The following is a 17,915-nucleotide window of genomic DNA, read 5'->3' as shown; positions in this document are numbered from 1 at the left end:
GGGGCAGTGGGCATGCCCGTGGCCAGGGGCCCTAAGCGGTGAGTTCGTCGAGGAGAGCGTCCAACTCCCGTCGGCGTTGCCACCGGCGCCAGGGCTGCCAGTGGCTGCCGGGTTCGCGTGCTCCACGTGGCGCGGGGACGATCAGGACCGGGCACCCTGCCCGGGTGACGCAACGCAGGGCAACGGACCGTCGGGGCGGCCACCACGAGTGACGTCGACGCGGTCCGGCGACGACGAGCACGTCCTCGTCCCGGCACGCGACCGCCACCAGCGCCTGGTGGAGGGGAACGCTCTCGGTCTCGATGGACACCACGACGTCACGTGGCACACCGCCCATCGCCTGGTCGAAGGCATGCCGAGCCGCTGCCAGGGCGTTTCTCTCGAGCGCCGACCGGGGGTCCTGCGTTGCGAAGAATTGCGGATCCATCCCGTCCGTCCCGGTGTTCCACCCTCCGCTTCCTGGTTCCGGAGGGGGAGGATACGTGCGGACCGCGCACACCTCCATGCCGCGCAGACGTGCCATCTCCACGGCCTCGCGCAGTGCCCGCAGCCCGGCGAGCGAGTCGTCCACACCGACGACGACACGCCCGATGTGCCGCTCCCACACAGTCGATCACCGCCCTCACTTCACCTGGCCCGCAGTCACCGGCGATGAGACTCGCGGTTGTTGAGTATCCGTTGTCTGGCCAGTGCCGTCACGGCGAGGAGGGTCCACCAGGCCGCGTCCGCCAACAGGATCGTGACAGCCAGCAGCAGCACGTCCGCGCTGCGCACGGTGAACGCCACGGCGAGCAGGAAGGCGCCCAGTGCCAGCCCGGCCGGCCCGACCACGCGGCGGACACCGCGGCGGCGGTGTTGCGGCGGAGCCCAGGCATGGAAGCATTCCAGCAGGCGCACCAGCTCGGGTTCGCTCGCGCGCAGGTGTTCCTCGATGTCGGACAATGCGCGTCGCTCGTGCTGGGAAAGCATCGTGTGCGCCTCCCGCGTTCCGGTTCTTCGACACCAGGCGCCGACAACACGCGCCGACAACAGGTCGGCAGCGAATCGAACCAGCCCGGCCGAGATTCCTGAGATCAGCCGCAACCGGGTGCGTTCGGGCAGCGTCGTCGCCTGCACGATCTGCAGGCCCCCGAGGGTTTCGACGCCACCTGACCACATCCGCCCTCGTCGCCGACAACGCCCATCCGGCGGGTGAGCGGTCCGCGTTCGTCCTTGATCGCGCGGGTGATGCTGTTCGCGGACACCCGGACTCCTCGGCTGTCTCGTCTGGGACACCACCGGGGTCTTGGGCAGCTGGAGCGCTCGCCGCTGAAGCGGCCGGCTCAGTCGGTCTGCCCGAGACGCCGGAGAACAGGGCTTCGGGCGTCCGAACCCGCCGACAACGCACTTCCGCCATCGACTCTACGCTGTGCCGCAGCAGCCTGGTACCGCACAGAGCGGCCGGGGGAGCAGCCGAAGCAACGGTCTGCCAGGCCGGAGGGGTCGCCACTCGGTCCACCGTGCCGTCGTCGGAGCCGCGCACGACGAGACGGGGGGCGGGGCAGGGGGCCTGCCGCACGCAGCGTCGGCATCCGTCGGGACGAGTGCTGTCAGCAGTCCCCTCCTGCGCCTCCCAGGTGCAGCAGGGGGGTGTCGGTACAGGCCAGCGCGATCAGCCGGGCCACGACAGGTCTCGGGTCGCGCAGCCGCAAGGACACTCCGGCTGCAGTGGCTCGCTGGTAGGCCTGCAGCAACGCGCTCAGCCCGCTGCAGTCGCAGAAGCCGACCTGGGCGAGGTCGACCTCGATGGCGTGCACGCCGTCGGCCAGGCAGCGCGACAGTGCGTGGCGCACGATTGGCGCGGAGGCCATGTCGATCTCGCCGGCCAGTGTGATCTCGGCCCTGCCGTGCCGGTCGTGCCGTTCGACGGTGAGTGTCTCCGTCGGCACCGCGGCCCCGCACCGGGGTGGCGGGCGACGGCGGGCCCCCTTCGATCGGCCGGTGATGTGGTTCGTGGGCATCCAGATCTCCTCGGCCGTCTCCTCTGGGACGCCGCCGGGGTCTGGGGCAGCTGGAACGATCACCGCCGAAGCGGTCAGCTCAGTCGGTCGGCCGGAGGCACCTCGACGCAGGACGCTCGAATGCTCACACCAGCCGAGAACAGATAGTCCACTGTTCACCACGGACTGTACGGCTTGCCGGAGCAGACCGGTACTGGGCCGCATGGACACCTGAGTTCCGCCGAGGCCGTGTTCCTCTCGAGCCAGGTCCACGGGGAGTCGAAGTCCGCGCCCTAGGCCGGATGGGCTCGAAGATCTCGTCCGCCACGCCGCCCCTGGTGGCCGGCTGCATACCGTTCAGGTCTCACTCGCGAACGCCACGCCGACCCGGGTCACCCGGGTCACCACACGGTGGCCGCCCTCGCTCCGCTCGGTGATCATCTCGTTCTCGGCCAGGGTCCTCAGTGTTCGCCCCACGTCGTCCACCGGCATGCCGGTGCGCTGCACGACGTCCCGGTCGGTGGGGAAGCGCCGCAGTTCCTCGAACAGCTCGGCCAGCGCCCGCAGCACGTTCTTGAGGTCCTGCGCAGTGATCTCGCCGTCCACACGTCCACCGTAGGCCGGGGTCGTCCCGGCCGCCTCTCCGTGCGTTGGCTCGGGCCGGAGCCCAGCGCCGTACTCGGCACAAGGAGAGGGCGACCTGTCGGATCGGCCGCCACGCGTCGACCGCCGCACACGCTCCGCTGCGACTCATCCCGCTGCCCGACGGGCACGACTCCGCGAACGTTCGCGACGCCGTCACGGCCGCGACGGCGGCCCTCCCGAAACCGCGAGGATGACGCTGATGTAGGACCAGGGCATCGACACGGCCCGCCGCGACGAACTGGCGCCGCTTTTCCAGGATGGTGTCCTCTTCGCCTGCCCAGCCAGCCCCTGGCAGTGCGGCATGAACGAGAACATCAACGGCCCGCTGCGGCAATGCCTCCCCAAGGGCACGGCCCTGTCCGTCCGCACCGCCGATGAAATACGCGCAAGCGAGGAACGGCTCAACGACCGGCCCCGGAAGACCCTGGGATGGCGAAGTCCTGCCCACGCCTTCGCCGCCGCTCTGACAGCATGAGACCAGCAATGTTGCGACGATCATGCGAATCCGCCAACTGAACACGAGCGCTGGCGACGCCAAAACGGGCAGATCCCGACCGACCAAAGTGGGTGTCCTGCATCGAAACTACTCACGGCCTGAACGAGGGGCGGTCCGGTCCGCTGCGCAGGTCCGCCTCCAGTGCAGCCCGCAATTCCATCAGGTCCTCCAACTCGGCCAGCGTGCTGAACCGGGACAGAAGTTCCTGGGCCATCCGCGCGTCGCCGCACCGGACGGCCCGCACCAGGCAGGCGATCACCTGGGAGACAGTCAGCCTCGTCATGTCCGTCTCCGACTTCACCTGAGACAGCCCCGGCTCGTCCCGGTCGCCACCGCCGTGACGGACGGCGCTGCTGCCCGACCGCCCGAGTTTCCGCTGGTTACTCGGGGAGAGCCGGTCGATGAAGCGCACGAGGACAGATCCTCTCGCAGCCGCAACGCCTCGCGCCGCGATCTGCATATGCTCGCGACGGGCCTGGGGTCGTGCAGTCGCAACGCCGCCCCGACCACGGCCTCGCGCCGGTGGGCCTGCAGGAGTGCGATCAGGCCGCTGCAGTCGTCGAGGGCGACCATGGCGAGCCACCGGGATGCCGTGCACGCCACCGGCCAGACAACCGGCCGACTCCCGGCGCAGGAGCGGCCCGAGTCCCGGCCCAGCTCGCCGGTCAACCTGATCGTCGTCCTGCCCTGCCCGTCGTGACGCTCAACCGCGAGTGCGGCCGAGCTCCCGATCCCGCACCGGCGCAGGTGTTGGCGGTCAGCCGTCGATCGGGCATTGATGTCGCGCGCGCCCATCCAGGTCTCCTCGGCCGTCTCCTGTGGGACGCCGCCGGGGGCTGGGGCAGCTGGAACAATCGCCGCCGAAGCGGACCCTGTCGATCGGTCAGGCCGAGCAGTCACCCACGCACACGGATTCGCACGCTCACACCAACCAAGGAGCAGGTATTCCACCACAGACTGTACGGCTGATTCGGTCGGGCCTGATACTGCCCGGATTGCTCGAACAAGTGCCCGATCATCCCACGTAGTTGAGGGCGGACCCGGCGGCGCCACTACGTCCGGTGCCTGAACCGCTCGAACTCGGGCAGCTTGCCCACCTCGACATACGCCGGAGGGACCGGCTTGTCGGCGCCATCCACGCGTACCAACATGGCGACTGAACTGGCACGGATGAGGTTGTCGGCAGGCGCAGTGTCATCAGGCCGAACGGGCCTGGTGGGCCAGGCGACGGCCTTCTGCGTAGAAGGCTTCGAGTGCGGGGGCGTCGGAGAGTCCGCTCAGGGGACGTGCGGCGCCGAAGGGCGCGTTCCAGAACGCGTCCGACTGCGGCGGGGTCCACGGCCCGACGTACGCGTAGGGCTCGTCCGCGAATGCGTCGCCGAGGGAGATGCCGAAGTTGACCTCGTCCCAGGTAACGCTGAGGTCGAAGTGTTCGGGCCACAGCACGGCGGTCTCGTGCGGGGCGAAGTGGCCCAGCGCCTGAAGGCCGAGTGCGAGGACGTCGGAGATCCGCCCAGCGGACTGCGGATCGACCTCGATGGTGTCCTCGGTGGCGATGTCGCTTCCTTGGGGGTAGAGGTCCACCGGGGCTCCGGGGGTGATCCCGGCGGTGCGGGCCAGGTCCGCGTAGCTGCCTGCCAGGGAGAGTGTGTGTCCGCCCGCGATCAGGCGCAGGTCCTGCACCCTGATGTCCGGTTCCTTGGTGGTGGCGAATCCGCCTGGGATCACCCGAAGCCGGATCGTCCCGCTGCGGCGGAACTGGGGCCCAGCCATCAGCAACTCGGCGAGTCCGTGCAGGCTCCGCCTGGTCCGGACGAAGTCAGTGCCCGTCGCCCTGGCCAACTCTCCTCCGAAGTGTCAGATCTGACGATCGTCCGAGGCGGAGTGGCACCCGCCGGGCGACACTCCGCCGTTGCTCGTCGTCGAGGGGACGGAAGTGAGGTAGGGGTCTCAGTACCCGCCCCCGCCGCTCGTGGAGCCGGCAGATGCCGACGCAGACGCCGAGGCGGCGCTGGTGACCGGGGTGCCGCTGGGGCTGACCACGTACCAGGAGGCGCCGAAGGCGTTGACGCCCTGGCCGTTGGTTTGGCCGGGCTTGGTGTCCTCGGCGAAGTAGTAGAGCGGGTGGCCGTGGTAGGTCACCTGGGTGGAGTGGTCGGTTCGGGTGGTCGTTCCGACCTGGGATGCGGTCACTCCGCTGCTGCTGGGCTTCCCCGTCGTGGTCTGCGGCGGCCATGCCTGGGCACAGGATCCGTTGCAGGTCGAGGTCGTCCCGGTATCGGCCTTGAACAGGTACAACGTCCTGCCCGAGCCGTCGACCAGGATCTGGCCGAGCGGCGAACTCGCCGTCTTCACCGTGGCGGCGCCTCCGGTCGGGGTGGCCGCACTGCCACTGGGCACGGCCGAGCCGGTGGTGGTCGTCGAGGCACTGGTGCCGGCGGGCGAGGTCGAGGAAGCCGTGGTACCGGAACTGCTGCATCCGGAAGAACAGGCCGCGACGGCGACCATCCCGACCGCAAGTGTGATGGCACGATTCATGACAGACCTCTTGGCCCTGGGGAAGCGGTGGCGCCGGCCACCGACCCGCCGACGGCGAGTCGCGGAACCACGCTACGCACGAATGCCGCCCCGCTGCCCGGGGCGATCAGCCCCACGCCCGACCTTCACGCGTGCGGGTGACCAAGAGTCCGCAGTGGCGTCCGACTGCCGTAACCGGGGATGGACCCGTCGGGTATCGGCCGACCGGTGCCCCGGGGAGGACGACGCTGTGCACCCGATCAAACGGAGCACCTCCTCGGCGTGCGCCGGCTCTCGGTGGCGCGGGCAGCTCCTTGCGGCGCCTCTCGACGGCCTCGGCGCGGTTCCACTCGGCGGTGGCCACGACGCTTGAGCGTGTGCTCTCTCGCTGGGGGCGTGTCAGGAGCCGGCCGCAGGAAGCCGGGAGTGTTGTAGCGGCTTGTGGCGCCACGCGTTCGCGACCGCGAAGCCACTGCTGTCGGGTGCCGCTGCTCGGCCGGCGAACGTCCGTTGTCGGGGGCGGGCGAGGCCGAGGCCGGACCGGTGTGCGTGTCGTGTGCCGGCCCGACCGTGCGCGTGCTGTGATGGATCGCGACCGTGTGTGACGAGACGGTGAGGGTGGCCGTCCCCTGTTGGAGGTGGGCGTGAGACTCGGAATCCGCTGCAGGTCGCTGGTGGCGCCGATGCTGGCCGCCGGACTGGCCGCAGGAGCTCTGACGGTGACTGGAGCGTCCCCGGCCGGAGCCGCGGGATCGTTCCTGGGAGGGCTCCACCGCATCTCCACGGTGGCGTCCACCGTTCCGGGCAACGGGGACGTGAACCCGTACGGCACCGCCGTGGTCGAATCGTCTGTGGGCCGTCTGCACCGTGGCGACGTGTTGGTGAGCAACTTCAACAACGTCAAAAACCTCCAGGGCACCGGTACCACGATCGTCGAGGTCGCCCCCGGCGGCCGGGTCCGACCGTTCGCCCGCATCGACGCCAACCATCTGCCTGGGAGCTGTCCCGGTGGAATCGGGCCCACCACCGCGCTGGCGGTCCTGCCGGGCGGCTGGGTCGTCGTGGGCAGCCTGCCCACGACCGACGGCACCCCCGCCACGGCGAAGGCCGGATGCCTGCTGGTCCTGGACAGCCGCGGACACGTCCGTGAGACGCTGGCCGGCCACGGCATCAACGGCCCCTGGGACATGACTGCGGCCAGCTTCGGGGACACCACGGACCTTTTCGTCACCAACGTCCTGAACGGCACCGTGGCCGCCGGCGGCAGGACGGTCCACCGCGGCACCGTCCTGCGGATCACCCTGAACCGGTGCGGCGACGATCCGCCGACCTGGGTCGACACCCGCGTCATCGGATCAGGCTTCCCGGAACGGACCGATCCCGCCGCGCTTGTCGTTGGGCCCACCGGCGTCGGACTGGGCCGACACGGCACGCTCTACGTTGCCGACACCGCCGCCAACCGGATCACCGTCATCCCCGACTCCCTTCACCGTGACCGAAGCGCCGGCATCGGACGGGTCATCAGCAAGGGCGGCCACCTCAACGGCCCCCTGGGACTGGCCATCTCACCCCGCGAGGACGTACTCACCGTGAACGCCGACGATGGCAACATCGTCGAGACCACGCCGCACGGTGACCAGATCGCCTGGCGCCAACTGGACTCCAGCGGCACCCCGCCCGGCGCGGGCGCCCTCTTCGGCCTGGCCGTGAGCCTGAACCAGAACGCCGTCTACTTCGTGGACGACGCCACCAACCAGCTCGACAAGCTCCGCTAACCGGACCGCCATTAACGCCGCGTCTCGCGTGGCACTCGGTGCGGACCGCTGACCTGGGCAGACCTCCGTAAGGGGGCTGTCGGTCGAGTGGTTCGCTCCCTCGCACCGGCTCTTTGGACGGAGGATGGGCGGTGGACGCGGATGCGCACCGACGCAGGACGGGCATCGTGGTGGGCTCGGCTTCGGCACTGGCCCTTGCTGTGGCACTGGCGCTTTTCCTGGTCGGCCGCACCATCACACCCGACTACGCCAGCGGCCTCTTCGGGCAGCATCTGACCGACGCGGTGCGGCTCAAGGCCAGACTGGCCACGGCCATCCTCGGGCTGGCGATGGTCCAGCTCCTGCTGGCGCTGTGGATGTACCGGCGGCTTCCGCGCGTCAGGACGGTACCGAAGGCCGTTCCGCGCGCACACCGGGTGGTCGGTGCCCTCGTGTTCCTCGGCACGATCCCCATCACCGTCCACTGCGTTCAGACCTATGGTGTCGAACTCACTCCTGTGCGAGCGGCCGTCCATTCCCTCTCCGCCTGCTTCTTCTACGGCGCGTTCGCGGCCAAGGTGGTGTTCGTTCGCTCCCGGCTGCGGGTCGGATGGCTTCTGCCGCTCGCCGGCGGTCTCCTGGTGGTCGCGGTCGTCGTCATCTGGTACACGAGCGCGCTGTGGTTCTTCAACGACTTCCAGATGCCCGGGTTCTGAGGCAGGGCGGACTGCCCGAAGGTGCCGGTGCGTGGCGTTCACCCACCGTGTTCACGCGAGTGAGGCCTTCTGGGAGATTGATCTCTGCGGTGTGGTGCGTTCGGCCCGTCGGCCGTGACGGCGTTGACCGACCGGGTTGCCCGGATGCCCCACGTACCATCGGGTCAGGCTGGGCATCCTCGCCGTATTCCGGGTTTTGGGAGCCCTTCGAGACGACACTTGCCCGTTGGCGATTCGTGGACGGGCAGCGGTAGTTGAGCCCGACGTCCAGACGGAACTCTATGCCCGGGTGGGTTCGAAGCGCTCGACGTTGGCCCACGGCACGTCGTCGGGGCGAGTGGTGCTGGGGGTGTCCAGCCACATCAACTGGCGGTCGGGGCCGTATTCGGGCCAGCCCGGGTCCCTTGTGGTGGCGAAGTCGATCCAGGCCCGGTGAACACGCTCGGCAAGCTCTTGCGGCGGGTTCGGGCCCGCCATGCGGTCCGGGCCGGTGTCGAGGGACAAGGTGTTGAACATGAACGGCAGGATGAGGCTGTGGCAGGCGCCGAGCCTTCCGCCGAGGGCAGGAGATCGCCAGCCGAACTCGTAGAAGTGGGTGCGGCCCTGGTGGGCGGCGGCCACCCGCCGTGCGGGCAAGCGGAACGTCAGGTCCGTTTGCGCCTGGGTCAAGGCTTGCCCGGCCGTGGTCCCGGGCTGGTTCACTCCGTACAGTTCGAGGATCTCGGCGGCCTTCGGACGGATCGCCGACAAGGTCGCGACGGCCTGGTCGACGTCGAGGGCGTCGATGGCGCCGTTGGGGGACGGTGGTCAGGTTGAACTCGTTGAGTGCTGCACCCGCCTGATCCCCAAATCCAGATCACGCGCCTTCAGTCACGTGCCGGTGACCTCGCCTGACCGTCGTTACACCGGCGGGCGTCCCGGCCGAGGCCCAGCCGAACCGAAAAAGGGCCAGGGGTGCTCCGACGCGCGGTCGCATTGGTGTTTGCGCTGGTGAGAGCTTCGCGCGCCGGGCCGGGCTGGGTGATCGTATGGTGGCTTGCCGGGCACTTGTCCCTTTGTGATCACTTCGAGGGGAGTTGTCTTCATGACCGGCGGTGGGGCTCGTGGGCGGGTGTACCGGCGTTGCGGGTGCCGAGGTGGGGACGGCGGGCAGTTGGGGGCATCGTGTCCGCGACTGGCCGCTGATGACGCGCATGGCGTGTGGACGTATGCGGTGGATGTTCCGTCGCGGGACGGGAGGCGTCACACGCGGCGTCGCGGCGGCTATCTCGGCGAGGCGGATGCGTGGGATGCACTGCGGGTGTTCTTGGCAGCGGAGCGGACGGGGGTGCTGGAGGATCCGCGGGTGACGGTGGCCGGGTTCTTGCGGGAGTGGCTCGCGCTGAAGGAGCACACGCTGAAGTCGTCCACAATCGCGAACTACCGGGCTTACGTCCACGATGACTTGATTCCGGCGTTCGGCAGGATGCGGCTGATCGACCTGCGCGGGCGCCATATCGAGGAGTGGGCGACCGGCGAGCGGCTCAAGGGGCGCGGGCAGGTGACGGTCTACCGGATCAGCGCCACCCTCAGCAGCGCCCTGAGCCACGCGGTGCGCTCCCGGCGGCTCCCCTACAACCCGGCGCGTCACGCGATCACGGCACGGCCGGCCTCACCGGAGCGCGAGTGCTGGGACCCGGCCCAGGCCGCGAGGTTCCTGCACCACAACCAGCTCCACTACGCCGACCAGCTGTGGAACCTGTTCGAGCTGATCCTGGGCACCGGACTGCGCCGCGGCGAGGCGATGGCCCTGCACTGGTCGGACGTGCACTTCATGGAGCGCAAGGCGTTCGTGCGCTGGACTCTGGCTGCGGTCGGCAACAACGAACTGCATCTGGGCCCGCCGAAGACGACAGCAAGCCGGAACTGGGTGAGCCTGTCGCCCCGGGTGATCGCCGCCCTCGAGCGGCAAGCCTGCCACCAGGCCACGTTGCTCCCGCCTGGGTCGCCCTTGGAAGGGCTGGTGTTCGGGACCGTGGACGGCGCGCCACTGCGCCCGCAGTACGTGCTGGACCAACTGCGGCGCAGGTCGGCCGAGGCGGAGGTGCCGCTGATCGGCGTGCACGACCTGCGGCACACCGCGGCGACCATCATGATCATGCAAGGGGTGCCGCTGGGCGTGGTCTCCAAGACACTGCGGCACTCCACTCTCGCCACCACCCTCAACATCTACGGGCACCTGCTCAAGTACGCGTCCGACGATGCGGTCGACACGCTGGCCAGTGCGCTGGACGCAGCGCTGGGCGAGTCCGAGCCCGATGACGGCGACGACCCGGGTGGCTGCCTGAGCGTCGCCTGACGCATCGAACCCTCGGGCTCGGCGGGCTGCGCCTGAGTGCGGTCTGCCCAGCCCGAGGCACAGCGGCGTCGCGCCCGGAGTCGCGGAGGTCAGGCGGATGGCCGCCTGGCTCGTGCGGTCGGAGTGAGCGTGGTGAGCAGTCTGGTCACCGATTCGGGACACTGCAGGCGCACAGTCCCGGCCGGCCAGTCGGCGGACGCCTGGTAGGTGGCGATGGCCCCGGCCGCCCACGGGCTCAGCGGATCCCCGCCCAGGGTCTCGGCTCCGGCTGCTCCAAGGACAGGAACCCGCACGGTCACCGCCGGGCCGGGGACTTCCTGCTGATCTCGCGCGGCCTGGGCAGCTGCCGCGGCCCACCGCGTCGTCATCACGCCGACGGATTCCAGAGTCTGGGCCCGGCCTCGCCGGCGGGCGCCGAATGCGTCGTAGAAGACGGCGGAAGCCGCGGGTGCCGCCGCTGACGGTCCGTCCCAGCCGTCCAGACACGCTTGCTGCCACCGGATCCAAGCCTCCTGCATCAGCCACGGGGCGTCCGCGCCGAGCATGGCGAACACAGCACCGGTGTCCGGACTCGGATCGGGCAGGAGCGCCGCGCAGGCGGACTCCATCAGGGCGACAGGGTCGAGGAGAGCAGCGAACGCGTGACGCGCCTCCTCCACGCGCTCGGCCAGGCGCGCACGCAGTGGATCGGCCCACGGACGCAGCCACGGATACGCCTCCGCGAGCGGAGCGACGCGCAGCAACTGGGTCTGCCACTGCCGCCACTGACGGCACGTATCCACTCGGGACACCGGGCTGCCCGGCGCAGTGCCGTCGGGCGTCCCCGCACGGAGATGGCTCAACGCCTCGATGAACCCGATCAGAGGGTCGTCTTCCGGGATTGGCCACGCACAGTGACCACACAGACGGCCAAGCGCTTCTTCCAGAAGCCACTCCTGGCCGACGACCGCTGCGGCCGAACGCAATCGGCCGCATTCCCGCTCGCCGTGCAGCAGACCATTGCCGGATGCAGGAGCTAAGAATTCGAGCCGAGATTTCGCGAAAGGCCCGAGCGGAATAGTGGGGGCGAGGATCTGCCCCAGACGCATCCGCCGAAAAGGAGACGGTGGCATCAACGGCCGCCTCCGGGCGAACGCAAAATCGGGAACGGGCTGCATCCGTGCAGGGGCTTCCGCCCCGGCTCACTGTGGCTGACCAGGCAGGACATCGCGTGTGCGAGAGCCCAGGGGTTCGACCGTGGACCGGGCAGCGGGTTTGATGAACCCCAAAGGGGGAGCGCCAGGTCAGAACGACCCGAAGGCGCCGCGTGATCGCATGGTGGTCGCAGCCCGTGGGAGCCGTCCAAGGCTCGCCAGCACCATTCGGGGCCGGAAAAGCGGGACAAAGCGGGGCAGGTGGGATGCCGGATCGAAGCGCCTCTCCCGCGGACGTCAACCGGAAGCCCGCTGATCACCCTTGCGTGGAGGCTCTCATGCGTCGCAGGCCGGGCTGCCGATCGAGACACGAGCACCAACTCCGCTCACGTGCCGGTGAGTTGACCGCCTCGGCCGGCGGCCGTGCTGCGCTCCGCGGCCGGACGAGGTGCGACCACCCTGCGACCACCACCCCGCGACACGCACGAAAAAGCCGTCCCCACCCTCAGGTGAGAACGGCTTCCGACCTGCGGTTAAGCAAGTCGGGACGACAGGATTTGAACCTGCGACCCCTTGACCCCCAGCCCGGTGCACGGCAACCTGCTCAAGCAGCCGGCCGTCAGTTCGCCGTCGACCGGGTTGGAGCAGTACATCCACGGCACGTCGAACCCCCGGCCGCCTGCGCTGAAGGTGCGCCGAGGCGGGCGGCAGGGAGGCTCTGCCGCCGGGGGATGACAGAGCCTCGTCCGAGTCCGGCTTGATTCAGCCGACGCAGCGCGGGACGCTCCCGGCAGGCCTGCAGTTGTCCGGACGGTTGTCGCGGACCACCGTGTGCTTCAGTGAGACGGGGCCGCCGAAGTTGAAGATCCCGCCGCCGGTGTCAGCGGCGTTCCCGGTGACCCGGCTGTGGTCCAGGGTGAGGGCGGCCGGCAGTTGGCCGGGGAGATTGTTGAAGATTCCGCCGCCGTTGCCGCTGGCGCTGTTGCGGCTGATCTGGCTGTTGCTGATGGTGAGTACGCCGCTGTCCGGGATGGGGGAGCCCGGGGTGCCCAGGTCGGCGTTGAGGATGCCCCCGCCCCCGCCCTGGTGACCCGTTGCGTCCGTGGGTGCGGAGTTGCCGACCACGCGGCTGTTGTCGATCGTCATCTTTCCGTGGTTGACGATGCCGCCGCCGAGACCGCCGGGGGCCCGGTTGCCGTCGACCTCGGTGGCGAACAGGGCCGCGCTGCCGCCGTTGGCGATGCCGCCGGCACCCGGCCCGCCCTGGGCGTTGACGGCCGTGTTGTCGTTCACCTGGGTGTACTTGAGCTTCAGGATGCTGTTGCCGGCGACGCCGCCGTTGCCGGGGCCGCTCGCGATGCCGCCGCCGTTGCCCGCATGGTTGCCGCTCACCCGGCTCTGGTAGGCCGACAGGGTGCCGGCGCGGTTGAGGATGCCGCCTCCGCCACCGGTGGGCAGGGCGCTGTTGTCGGTGACGTCGCTGTGGTCGAGGGTGAGGGTGCCGATGGGACCGATGTCGTTCGGGTGGTCCGGCCCGATGCCGCTGGCGATGCCGCCACCACCCATTTGTCCGGTGTTGCGGGTCACCAGCGAGTGGTCGAGGGTGACGGCGCCTTCGTCGTTGAAGATCCCGCCGCCGAAAGGGGCCGCGCCCCCGGTGAGGGTCAGATCGCGCAGGGTGAGATCACCCTTCGGACCGGCGACTTCCACAATACGGAACGGCGCCTTGGACGTACGGCTGCGGCTGATGGTGGCGCAGTTCCCCTCGATGGTGATCCGGCTCGTGACGACGGGCAGGCCGTTACCGCCGATCATGGGCTGGGAGTTGTCGGGCGCGGTCAGCCTGTAGGTGCAGCCGGGGGTCAGCTCGATGACGCCGCCACCGCGACGGTTCGCGGCGCGGATCGCGGCGACCAGGCCGGCGGCGCCGCCGTGGGGGCCGGCGCAGGGAACGTGGGCGGCGGTACCGGCCTGCGCGGCGGCCGGGGGTGCGAGGGCGGCGATCAGCAGTCCTCCGACGGCGGCGAGCGTCGTCCCCGCGAGTGTGGTCTTCAATGTGGCTCCCGATCTACGTCATGACATGACTCGGCCGAGTGCGGTCCGCGTCCGTTCTCATGCAACCGCCGTCACCGGCGCGGGTCGCGGCAACACGGCCATTCAGCGGAAGGCGCGGCGTGCACCAGCTATCTGAGGTTCCGCCAGGGCCCACGGAAGACGGGCCGGGGACCGTCCGCGGGTGAGCCCCCTCACCACTGGCTCCACGAAAACTCTGTACGGGCCGCGGACGCGCGCACCTGGGGTGACGGCCGAGCAGACGGCTGACCTGCACGGACGCAGTCCGGCCTCGGCGCTGTCGGCGAGGGAATGCACGAGCTGTGCGGCAGGTGGCCGACCGGCGGCAGGGCCAACGGGTGGAGCCGGCTCCACCCGTTCCTACGTTCCTGTGCTGTCTCGAAGGGGGGTGCTGGCAGGCTCCTCGCTCGTGCCCGTGATCCCTAGCGTCATCAGTGGTGGCTTTGGCCGCCTGACGTGGGACGGGGGCGCTGCAAGTACCCCTTCGAAGACTGCCATCAGCCGGATCAAGCCTCTGCCGCCGTGTTCGTCGAGCGGGCCCTTGAGAACGCCCAGGCAGTAGCCGTAGGTGTCGGCGCCCAGCATCACCATGTCCTGGTCCTTGATGTCCAGGCCACGGAAGCCTGGCGGGAACGGCATGGCCATGTGCTCAGCCATCATCTGCGAGAGCGCGTCGAGCTTCTCTTCGAACATGAGCGAGATCCTGCCGGACCACACCCGGCGAACCAATGCGGTCACGGCACTAGTAGGGCTTGGTCAGGTTCGTATGGGTGTGGGGATGTCGCGGTGGCAGGTAGGGCAGGCGCCGGCCCAGGTGGCGAGGAGTAACTGCAACTCCCGGACGATTTGGTAGAGGCTCAGGCCGGCGCCGCGTCTTTTGGGGCGGTGGTCAGCCTGCGCAGCGTGCAGAACGCGTGGGCGAGGGAGACCAGGGTGACGTGGTGGTGCCAGCCGTTGAACGTGCGGCCCTCGAAGTGGGCCAGGCCGAGGGCCTGTTTCATCTCGCGGTAGTCGTGCTCGATCCGCCAGCGCAGTTTGGCCAGCCGGACCAGGGTGGTCAGTGGGGTGTCGGCAGGCAGGTCGGAGAGCCAGAACTGGACCGGTTCTGCTTCCTTCGCGGGCCATTCGGCCAGCACCCAGCACTCGGCGAGTTCCACGCCCTGGGTGGCGTCGCGGATCTCGCGTCCGGCGGGGCGGATCCGCAGGGCCACGAAACGCGAGTACATGCGCTTGTAGCCGCTGCGGCCCGTGCCCGGACGTGAACCCTCGCGCCACTGCACCGGACGTGCCGCACTTCGCCCTGCCTCGATGACCAGGGCTTTGACCGAGCGGGCCGCCTCGGGGTACTTCGGCACCGGTGGCCGCCCGGTGCCGCTGTACGGCGGCGTGACCGGGCGGGCCGAAGCCGGATGGGCAGTGGGTGTGGTCGAGATCCCGACTACGTAGTGCAGACCGCGCTGGTTCAGCCCCAGCCGGAACGCGGCAGCGTCGCCATAGCCCGCGTCCGCCAGGACCAGCGGCACGTCCACGCCCCACGAGCGGGTCTCGTCGATCATGTCGAGCGCGAGTTGCCACTTCTCGACGTGGCCCAGGTCGGCCGGGATGCCGCAGCGATCCCGGCGGGCGACCTTGACGGGGTCGGCCTGATCCGAGCCCGGGTCCCAGGACTTGGGCAGGAACAGGCGCCAGTTGACCGGCGCGGAGGCGTGGTCGCGGGCCAGGTGCACCGACACGCCGACCTGGCAGTTGGTGACCTTGCCCGCGGTGCCGGTGTACTGCCGCGACACGCCCGCGGAAGCGTCGCCGTCCTTGAGGAACCCGGTGTCGTCCACGACCAGCACGCTCGGGTCGATCGCCTCGTGCATCCGCCACGCCAGCCTCGCCCGCACATGCGCCCAGTCCCACGGGCTGGAGGTCACGAAATGGGCCAGGGCCTGGCGGTTTCCGTCCTCTCCCAGCCGGGCGGCCATCGGCTCCACTGACTTGCGCCGCCCGTCCAACAGCAGCCCACGCACATACGCCTGCCCCCAGCGGTGCTGATCGGTGCGCGCGAACGCCTCGAACATCTCCGCCGTGAACGCCACCAGGTCCTCCCGGACCTGATCCAACTCCCCAGGTGTCACACACCATCAACGCGCGCAACCCCACCAGGACACGCCACCAGCGCGTACACCTGACCAAGCCCTACTAGCGACCCTGATCGCCCAGAAATCGCACCGGGCCGCTGCACACGAACTTCGACTTTCGGCCATGCCACCGGCCTCGGTCACAGCTGGTCCACCTGTCCACAGACGCGGACCGAGCTGGTGATCCTTGCCCTTGATCGGGCGGGTGCCGGCTCGGTCGTCGGCAGGTGCCCGCCCAGGCGGGGGTCAGTGGGTGAGGATGATGCGCTGGCGGGTCCACTGGGTGGTGGTCGCGGCGGTGAGCAGGGCGTCGGCGAGGTCGGCGCGGCTGATCTTTCCGCCGATGCGGGTGGTGCCGCTGTCCAGGGGGAGGGCCTTGTAGGTCCCGGTGGCGGCGCCGTTGCCGAGCATGACGGGCATGGCGATGGTCCAGGCGAGGCCGCTGCGCGCGATGGCGTCGTCGGCGGTGCCCTTGTCGGCCATGAGCTTGCTCATCAACAGCTTCGAGGCACTTGCCTGGATGCGGGACTGGCGCCGGCCGCTGGCGCCCGCGCCGAGGGCGGAGAGCCAGATCAGGCGTTGCACGCCAGCGGCGGCTGCCGCTTCGAGGACGGGGCCGGCGGATTGGCTGGCGAGGGTGGACTTGAAGTCCTTGCCGGGGCCCAGGGCCGAGATCAGGGCGTCGCTGCCCCGGGTGGCCTTCTCGACGTCCGCGCGCGAGGTGGCGTCGCCGACCACGACAGTGACGCGTTCGTCTTCACGCTGGGGCAGTCGGGCCGGGTCGCGGACCAGGGCGGTGATGCGGTGGCCTGCGGCCAGGGCCTGCTTGACGACCTGCTGGCCGGTGGGGCCGGTGGCCCCGAGGACGGTGAGCTGCATGGTTCGGTCTCTTCCTCTGCGTGCGTCCGCCTCGCGGCGAGGCGGCTGAGAGCGCAGGCAGCTATGATGAGCGTGCGCCCACCTTTATGGTGAGGGAGCGCTCATGTTTTGGCAAGCGGCATGATGGACCGAGGCGCACCACTTGGACGGGAAGCAGGAACGATGCAGGACAGGCCGTTGCGCGCGGATGCGCTGCGCAACCGTAAGAAGATCCTCGACAGTGCCCGGGACCTGATCACCCAGTACGGCGCGGGGGTGTCCACCGATGCGATCGCCGAGGCTGCCGGGGTCGCCGCAGGCACGCTGTACCGGCACTTCCCGGACAAGGCGGCCCTGATCGACGCCGTGCTCAGCGGCGCGCTGGATGACCTGGCCCAGCTCACCGAGGACGCCTGGGCGCGGGTGGACAGTGGCGAGGCCGTGGCCATGGCCGAGTTCCGGGCGCTCGCCGGCCGTTATGTCGAGCACGCCTCGCGTGACCGTGCGATCCGCGCCGCCGCCGACCGGATGGTGCAGGAGTACCGCTTCACCGGCGACCGCCTCCAGCGCGCCACCGACGCCGGACGCAAGCTGGTCGCCCGAGCCCAGGCCGACGGGGACATGCACCCCGACATCACCATCGAGGACGTCTACCTGCTGCTGCACACCGCCCCCGCCGACGCGCCCCCCGCCGCCCGCGAACGCTGGCTGACCCTGATGCTGGCCGGCTTCGCAGCGGGCAACCGCTCCCAGCCGGCTGCGGCCGATCCGGCCTGACCCGGCGCGGCTCACGGTCAGCGGCCCGGCCGCGAGGCCCCACGGGCGAGGTCCCCGGGTGCCGCCCGTCAGTTGTCGCGCGCCAACGGTGCGGCGCTCATGCCTGCGGCCGGCGGATGCCCTGCATCGCCACTACGCGCTCGATCCACTGGGCGTCGGCGTCGCCGCCGGTGGCCAGGAGCCGTTAGTACACGCCGTCGCCGGTCATGGCGAGCGCGACCTCGCTGTCGTAACCCTCGGGCAACTCGCGCCGGGCCTGGGCGCGTTCGAAGATCGGCGCCATGTCACCCAGGCGGCAGGCCCAGAACGCGGTACGGGGGGAGGGCGCCAGGCCGTCAACGCGATCGCAGCGGAACTCGACCACGCGGAACGGCGCCACGACCACCAGCCGACCACCCGGCCCGGCCGCCGGCATCGTCAAGCCGGCACCGGCCAGTACGGTCCGGCCGCTTGAAGCCCCGTCAGCTCACTCCGAAATCCGAGCCGGGATATGACGACCAAAT

General features: G+C 70.0%; 19 protein-coding genes and 1 pseudogene. 6 read left to right on the top strand and 14 right to left on the bottom strand.

Going from position 1 to position 17,915, the window contains the following annotated elements:
* Window positions 1-31: 31 nt before the first annotated feature.
* The 4 genes from BS83_RS49020 to BS83_RS31520 form a co-directional block, all read right to left on the bottom strand.
* Window positions 32-607, bottom strand: a complete 576-nt coding sequence (locus BS83_RS49020; protein WP_084714446.1) for a universal stress protein — start codon at window positions 605-607, stop codon at window positions 32-34.
* A 35-nt stretch (window positions 608-642) separates the two neighbouring features.
* Window positions 643-1,158: a DUF3040 domain-containing protein gene (locus BS83_RS44445; RefSeq protein WP_084714443.1), complete on the bottom strand. Its 516-nt coding sequence runs from the start codon at window positions 1,156-1,158 to the stop codon at window positions 643-645.
* A 431-nt stretch (window positions 1,159-1,589) separates the two neighbouring features.
* Window positions 1,590-2,000 (bottom strand): STAS domain-containing protein, encoded by a 411-nt coding sequence (locus tag BS83_RS31525; RefSeq protein ID WP_157597393.1) that lies wholly within the window; start codon window positions 1,998-2,000, stop codon window positions 1,590-1,592.
* 336 nt (window positions 2,001-2,336) lie between these two features.
* Window positions 2,337-2,585 (bottom strand): hypothetical protein, encoded by a 249-nt coding sequence (locus BS83_RS31520; RefSeq protein ID WP_037606818.1) that lies wholly within the window; start codon window positions 2,583-2,585, stop codon window positions 2,337-2,339.
* A 301-nt stretch (window positions 2,586-2,886) separates the two neighbouring features.
* Here BS83_RS31520 and BS83_RS45895 point away from each other — a divergent pair.
* A pseudogene (locus BS83_RS45895) lies at window positions 2,887-3,099 on the top strand (IS30 family transposase); the annotation flags it as partial.
* Window positions 3,100-3,211: 112 nt separating this feature from the next.
* Here the strand turns inward: BS83_RS45895 and BS83_RS45890 are convergent.
* Window positions 3,212-3,403 carry a hypothetical protein gene (locus tag BS83_RS45890; RefSeq protein WP_152627562.1) on the bottom strand — a complete coding sequence of 64 codons (192 nt, stop codon included), beginning with the start codon at window positions 3,401-3,403 and terminating at the stop codon, window positions 3,212-3,214.
* A gap of 288 nt (window positions 3,404-3,691) precedes the next feature.
* Between BS83_RS45890 and BS83_RS48435 the strand changes: the two genes are divergently transcribed.
* Window positions 3,692-3,820, top strand: a complete 129-nt coding sequence (locus tag BS83_RS48435) for a hypothetical protein (protein WP_269664876.1) — start codon at window positions 3,692-3,694, stop codon at window positions 3,818-3,820.
* A gap of 497 nt (window positions 3,821-4,317) precedes the next feature.
* Here BS83_RS48435 and BS83_RS31505 read toward each other — a convergent pair whose 3' ends face one another.
* The gene (locus BS83_RS31505; protein ID WP_198035344.1) at window positions 4,318-4,848 is read right to left on the bottom strand and encodes a hypothetical protein; all 531 of its coding nucleotides are present in this window, start codon (window positions 4,846-4,848) and stop codon (window positions 4,318-4,320) included.
* 222 nt (window positions 4,849-5,070) lie between these two features.
* Window positions 5,071-5,658, bottom strand: a complete 588-nt coding sequence (locus BS83_RS31500) for a COG4315 family predicted lipoprotein (RefSeq protein WP_037606810.1) — start codon at window positions 5,656-5,658, stop codon at window positions 5,071-5,073.
* A 623-nt stretch (window positions 5,659-6,281) separates the two neighbouring features.
* Between BS83_RS31500 and BS83_RS31495 the strand changes: the two genes are divergently transcribed.
* Window positions 6,282-7,412, top strand: coding sequence for an NHL repeat-containing protein (locus tag BS83_RS31495; protein WP_232248540.1), 1,131 nt, complete (start codon window positions 6,282-6,284; stop codon window positions 7,410-7,412).
* Between the two features lie 131 nt (window positions 7,413-7,543).
* The gene (locus BS83_RS31490; RefSeq protein WP_232248539.1) at window positions 7,544-8,107 is read left to right on the top strand and encodes a DUF6529 family protein; all 564 of its coding nucleotides are present in this window, start codon (window positions 7,544-7,546) and stop codon (window positions 8,105-8,107) included.
* A 279-nt stretch (window positions 8,108-8,386) separates the two neighbouring features.
* Here BS83_RS31490 and BS83_RS31485 read toward each other — a convergent pair whose 3' ends face one another.
* Window positions 8,387-8,857, bottom strand: a complete 471-nt coding sequence (locus BS83_RS31485) for a carboxylesterase family protein (RefSeq protein ID WP_037606806.1) — start codon at window positions 8,855-8,857, stop codon at window positions 8,387-8,389.
* A 550-nt stretch (window positions 8,858-9,407) separates the two neighbouring features.
* On the opposite strand from BS83_RS31485, the gene BS83_RS31480 reads away from it, so the two are divergent.
* Window positions 9,408-10,445, top strand: coding sequence for a tyrosine-type recombinase/integrase (locus BS83_RS31480; RefSeq protein ID WP_198035343.1), 1,038 nt, complete (start codon window positions 9,408-9,410; stop codon window positions 10,443-10,445).
* 89 nt (window positions 10,446-10,534) lie between these two features.
* Here the strand turns inward: BS83_RS31480 and BS83_RS31475 are convergent, their stop codons facing one another.
* The 5 genes from BS83_RS31475 to BS83_RS31455 all read right to left on the bottom strand — a co-directional run bounded on the left by BS83_RS31475 (window position 10,535) and on the right by BS83_RS31455 (window position 16,656).
* A complete protein-coding gene (locus BS83_RS31475; protein WP_157597390.1) occupies window positions 10,535-11,533 on the bottom strand; it encodes a hypothetical protein in 999 nt (332 codons plus the stop codon).
* 807 nt (window positions 11,534-12,340) lie between these two features.
* Window positions 12,341-13,633: a hypothetical protein gene (locus BS83_RS31470; protein ID WP_037606802.1), complete on the bottom strand. Its 1,293-nt coding sequence runs from the start codon at window positions 13,631-13,633 to the stop codon at window positions 12,341-12,343.
* Window positions 13,634-14,011: 378 nt separating this feature from the next.
* Window positions 14,012-14,344, bottom strand: a complete 333-nt coding sequence (locus BS83_RS31465) for a hypothetical protein (protein ID WP_198035342.1) — start codon at window positions 14,342-14,344, stop codon at window positions 14,012-14,014.
* A 164-nt stretch (window positions 14,345-14,508) separates the two neighbouring features.
* Complete coding sequence (locus BS83_RS31460; RefSeq protein ID WP_037601117.1) at window positions 14,509-15,774, bottom strand: IS701 family transposase; 1,266 nt, start codon at window positions 15,772-15,774, stop codon at window positions 14,509-14,511.
* Window positions 15,775-16,023: 249 nt separating this feature from the next.
* Window positions 16,024-16,656: an NAD(P)-dependent oxidoreductase gene (locus tag BS83_RS31455; protein WP_037606800.1), complete on the bottom strand. Its 633-nt coding sequence runs from the start codon at window positions 16,654-16,656 to the stop codon at window positions 16,024-16,026.
* A gap of 162 nt (window positions 16,657-16,818) precedes the next feature.
* On the opposite strand from BS83_RS31455, the gene BS83_RS31450 reads away from it, so the two are divergent.
* The gene (locus BS83_RS31450; protein ID WP_037606798.1) at window positions 16,819-17,412 is read left to right on the top strand and encodes a TetR/AcrR family transcriptional regulator; all 594 of its coding nucleotides are present in this window, start codon (window positions 16,819-16,821) and stop codon (window positions 17,410-17,412) included.
* Between the two features lie 184 nt (window positions 17,413-17,596).
* On the opposite strand, the gene BS83_RS31445 is transcribed toward BS83_RS31450, so the two are convergent.
* Window positions 17,597-17,833 carry a hypothetical protein gene (locus BS83_RS31445; RefSeq protein ID WP_157597389.1) on the bottom strand — a complete coding sequence of 79 codons (237 nt, stop codon included), beginning with the start codon at window positions 17,831-17,833 and terminating at the stop codon, window positions 17,597-17,599.
* Window positions 17,834-17,915 lie beyond the last annotated feature (82 nt).

The organism is Streptacidiphilus rugosus AM-16 (assembly GCF_000744655.1).
Classification (GTDB): Bacteria; Actinomycetota; Actinomycetes; order Streptomycetales; family Streptomycetaceae; genus Streptacidiphilus; species Streptacidiphilus rugosus.
This window is presented reverse-complemented; position numbering and strand designations above follow the sequence as displayed.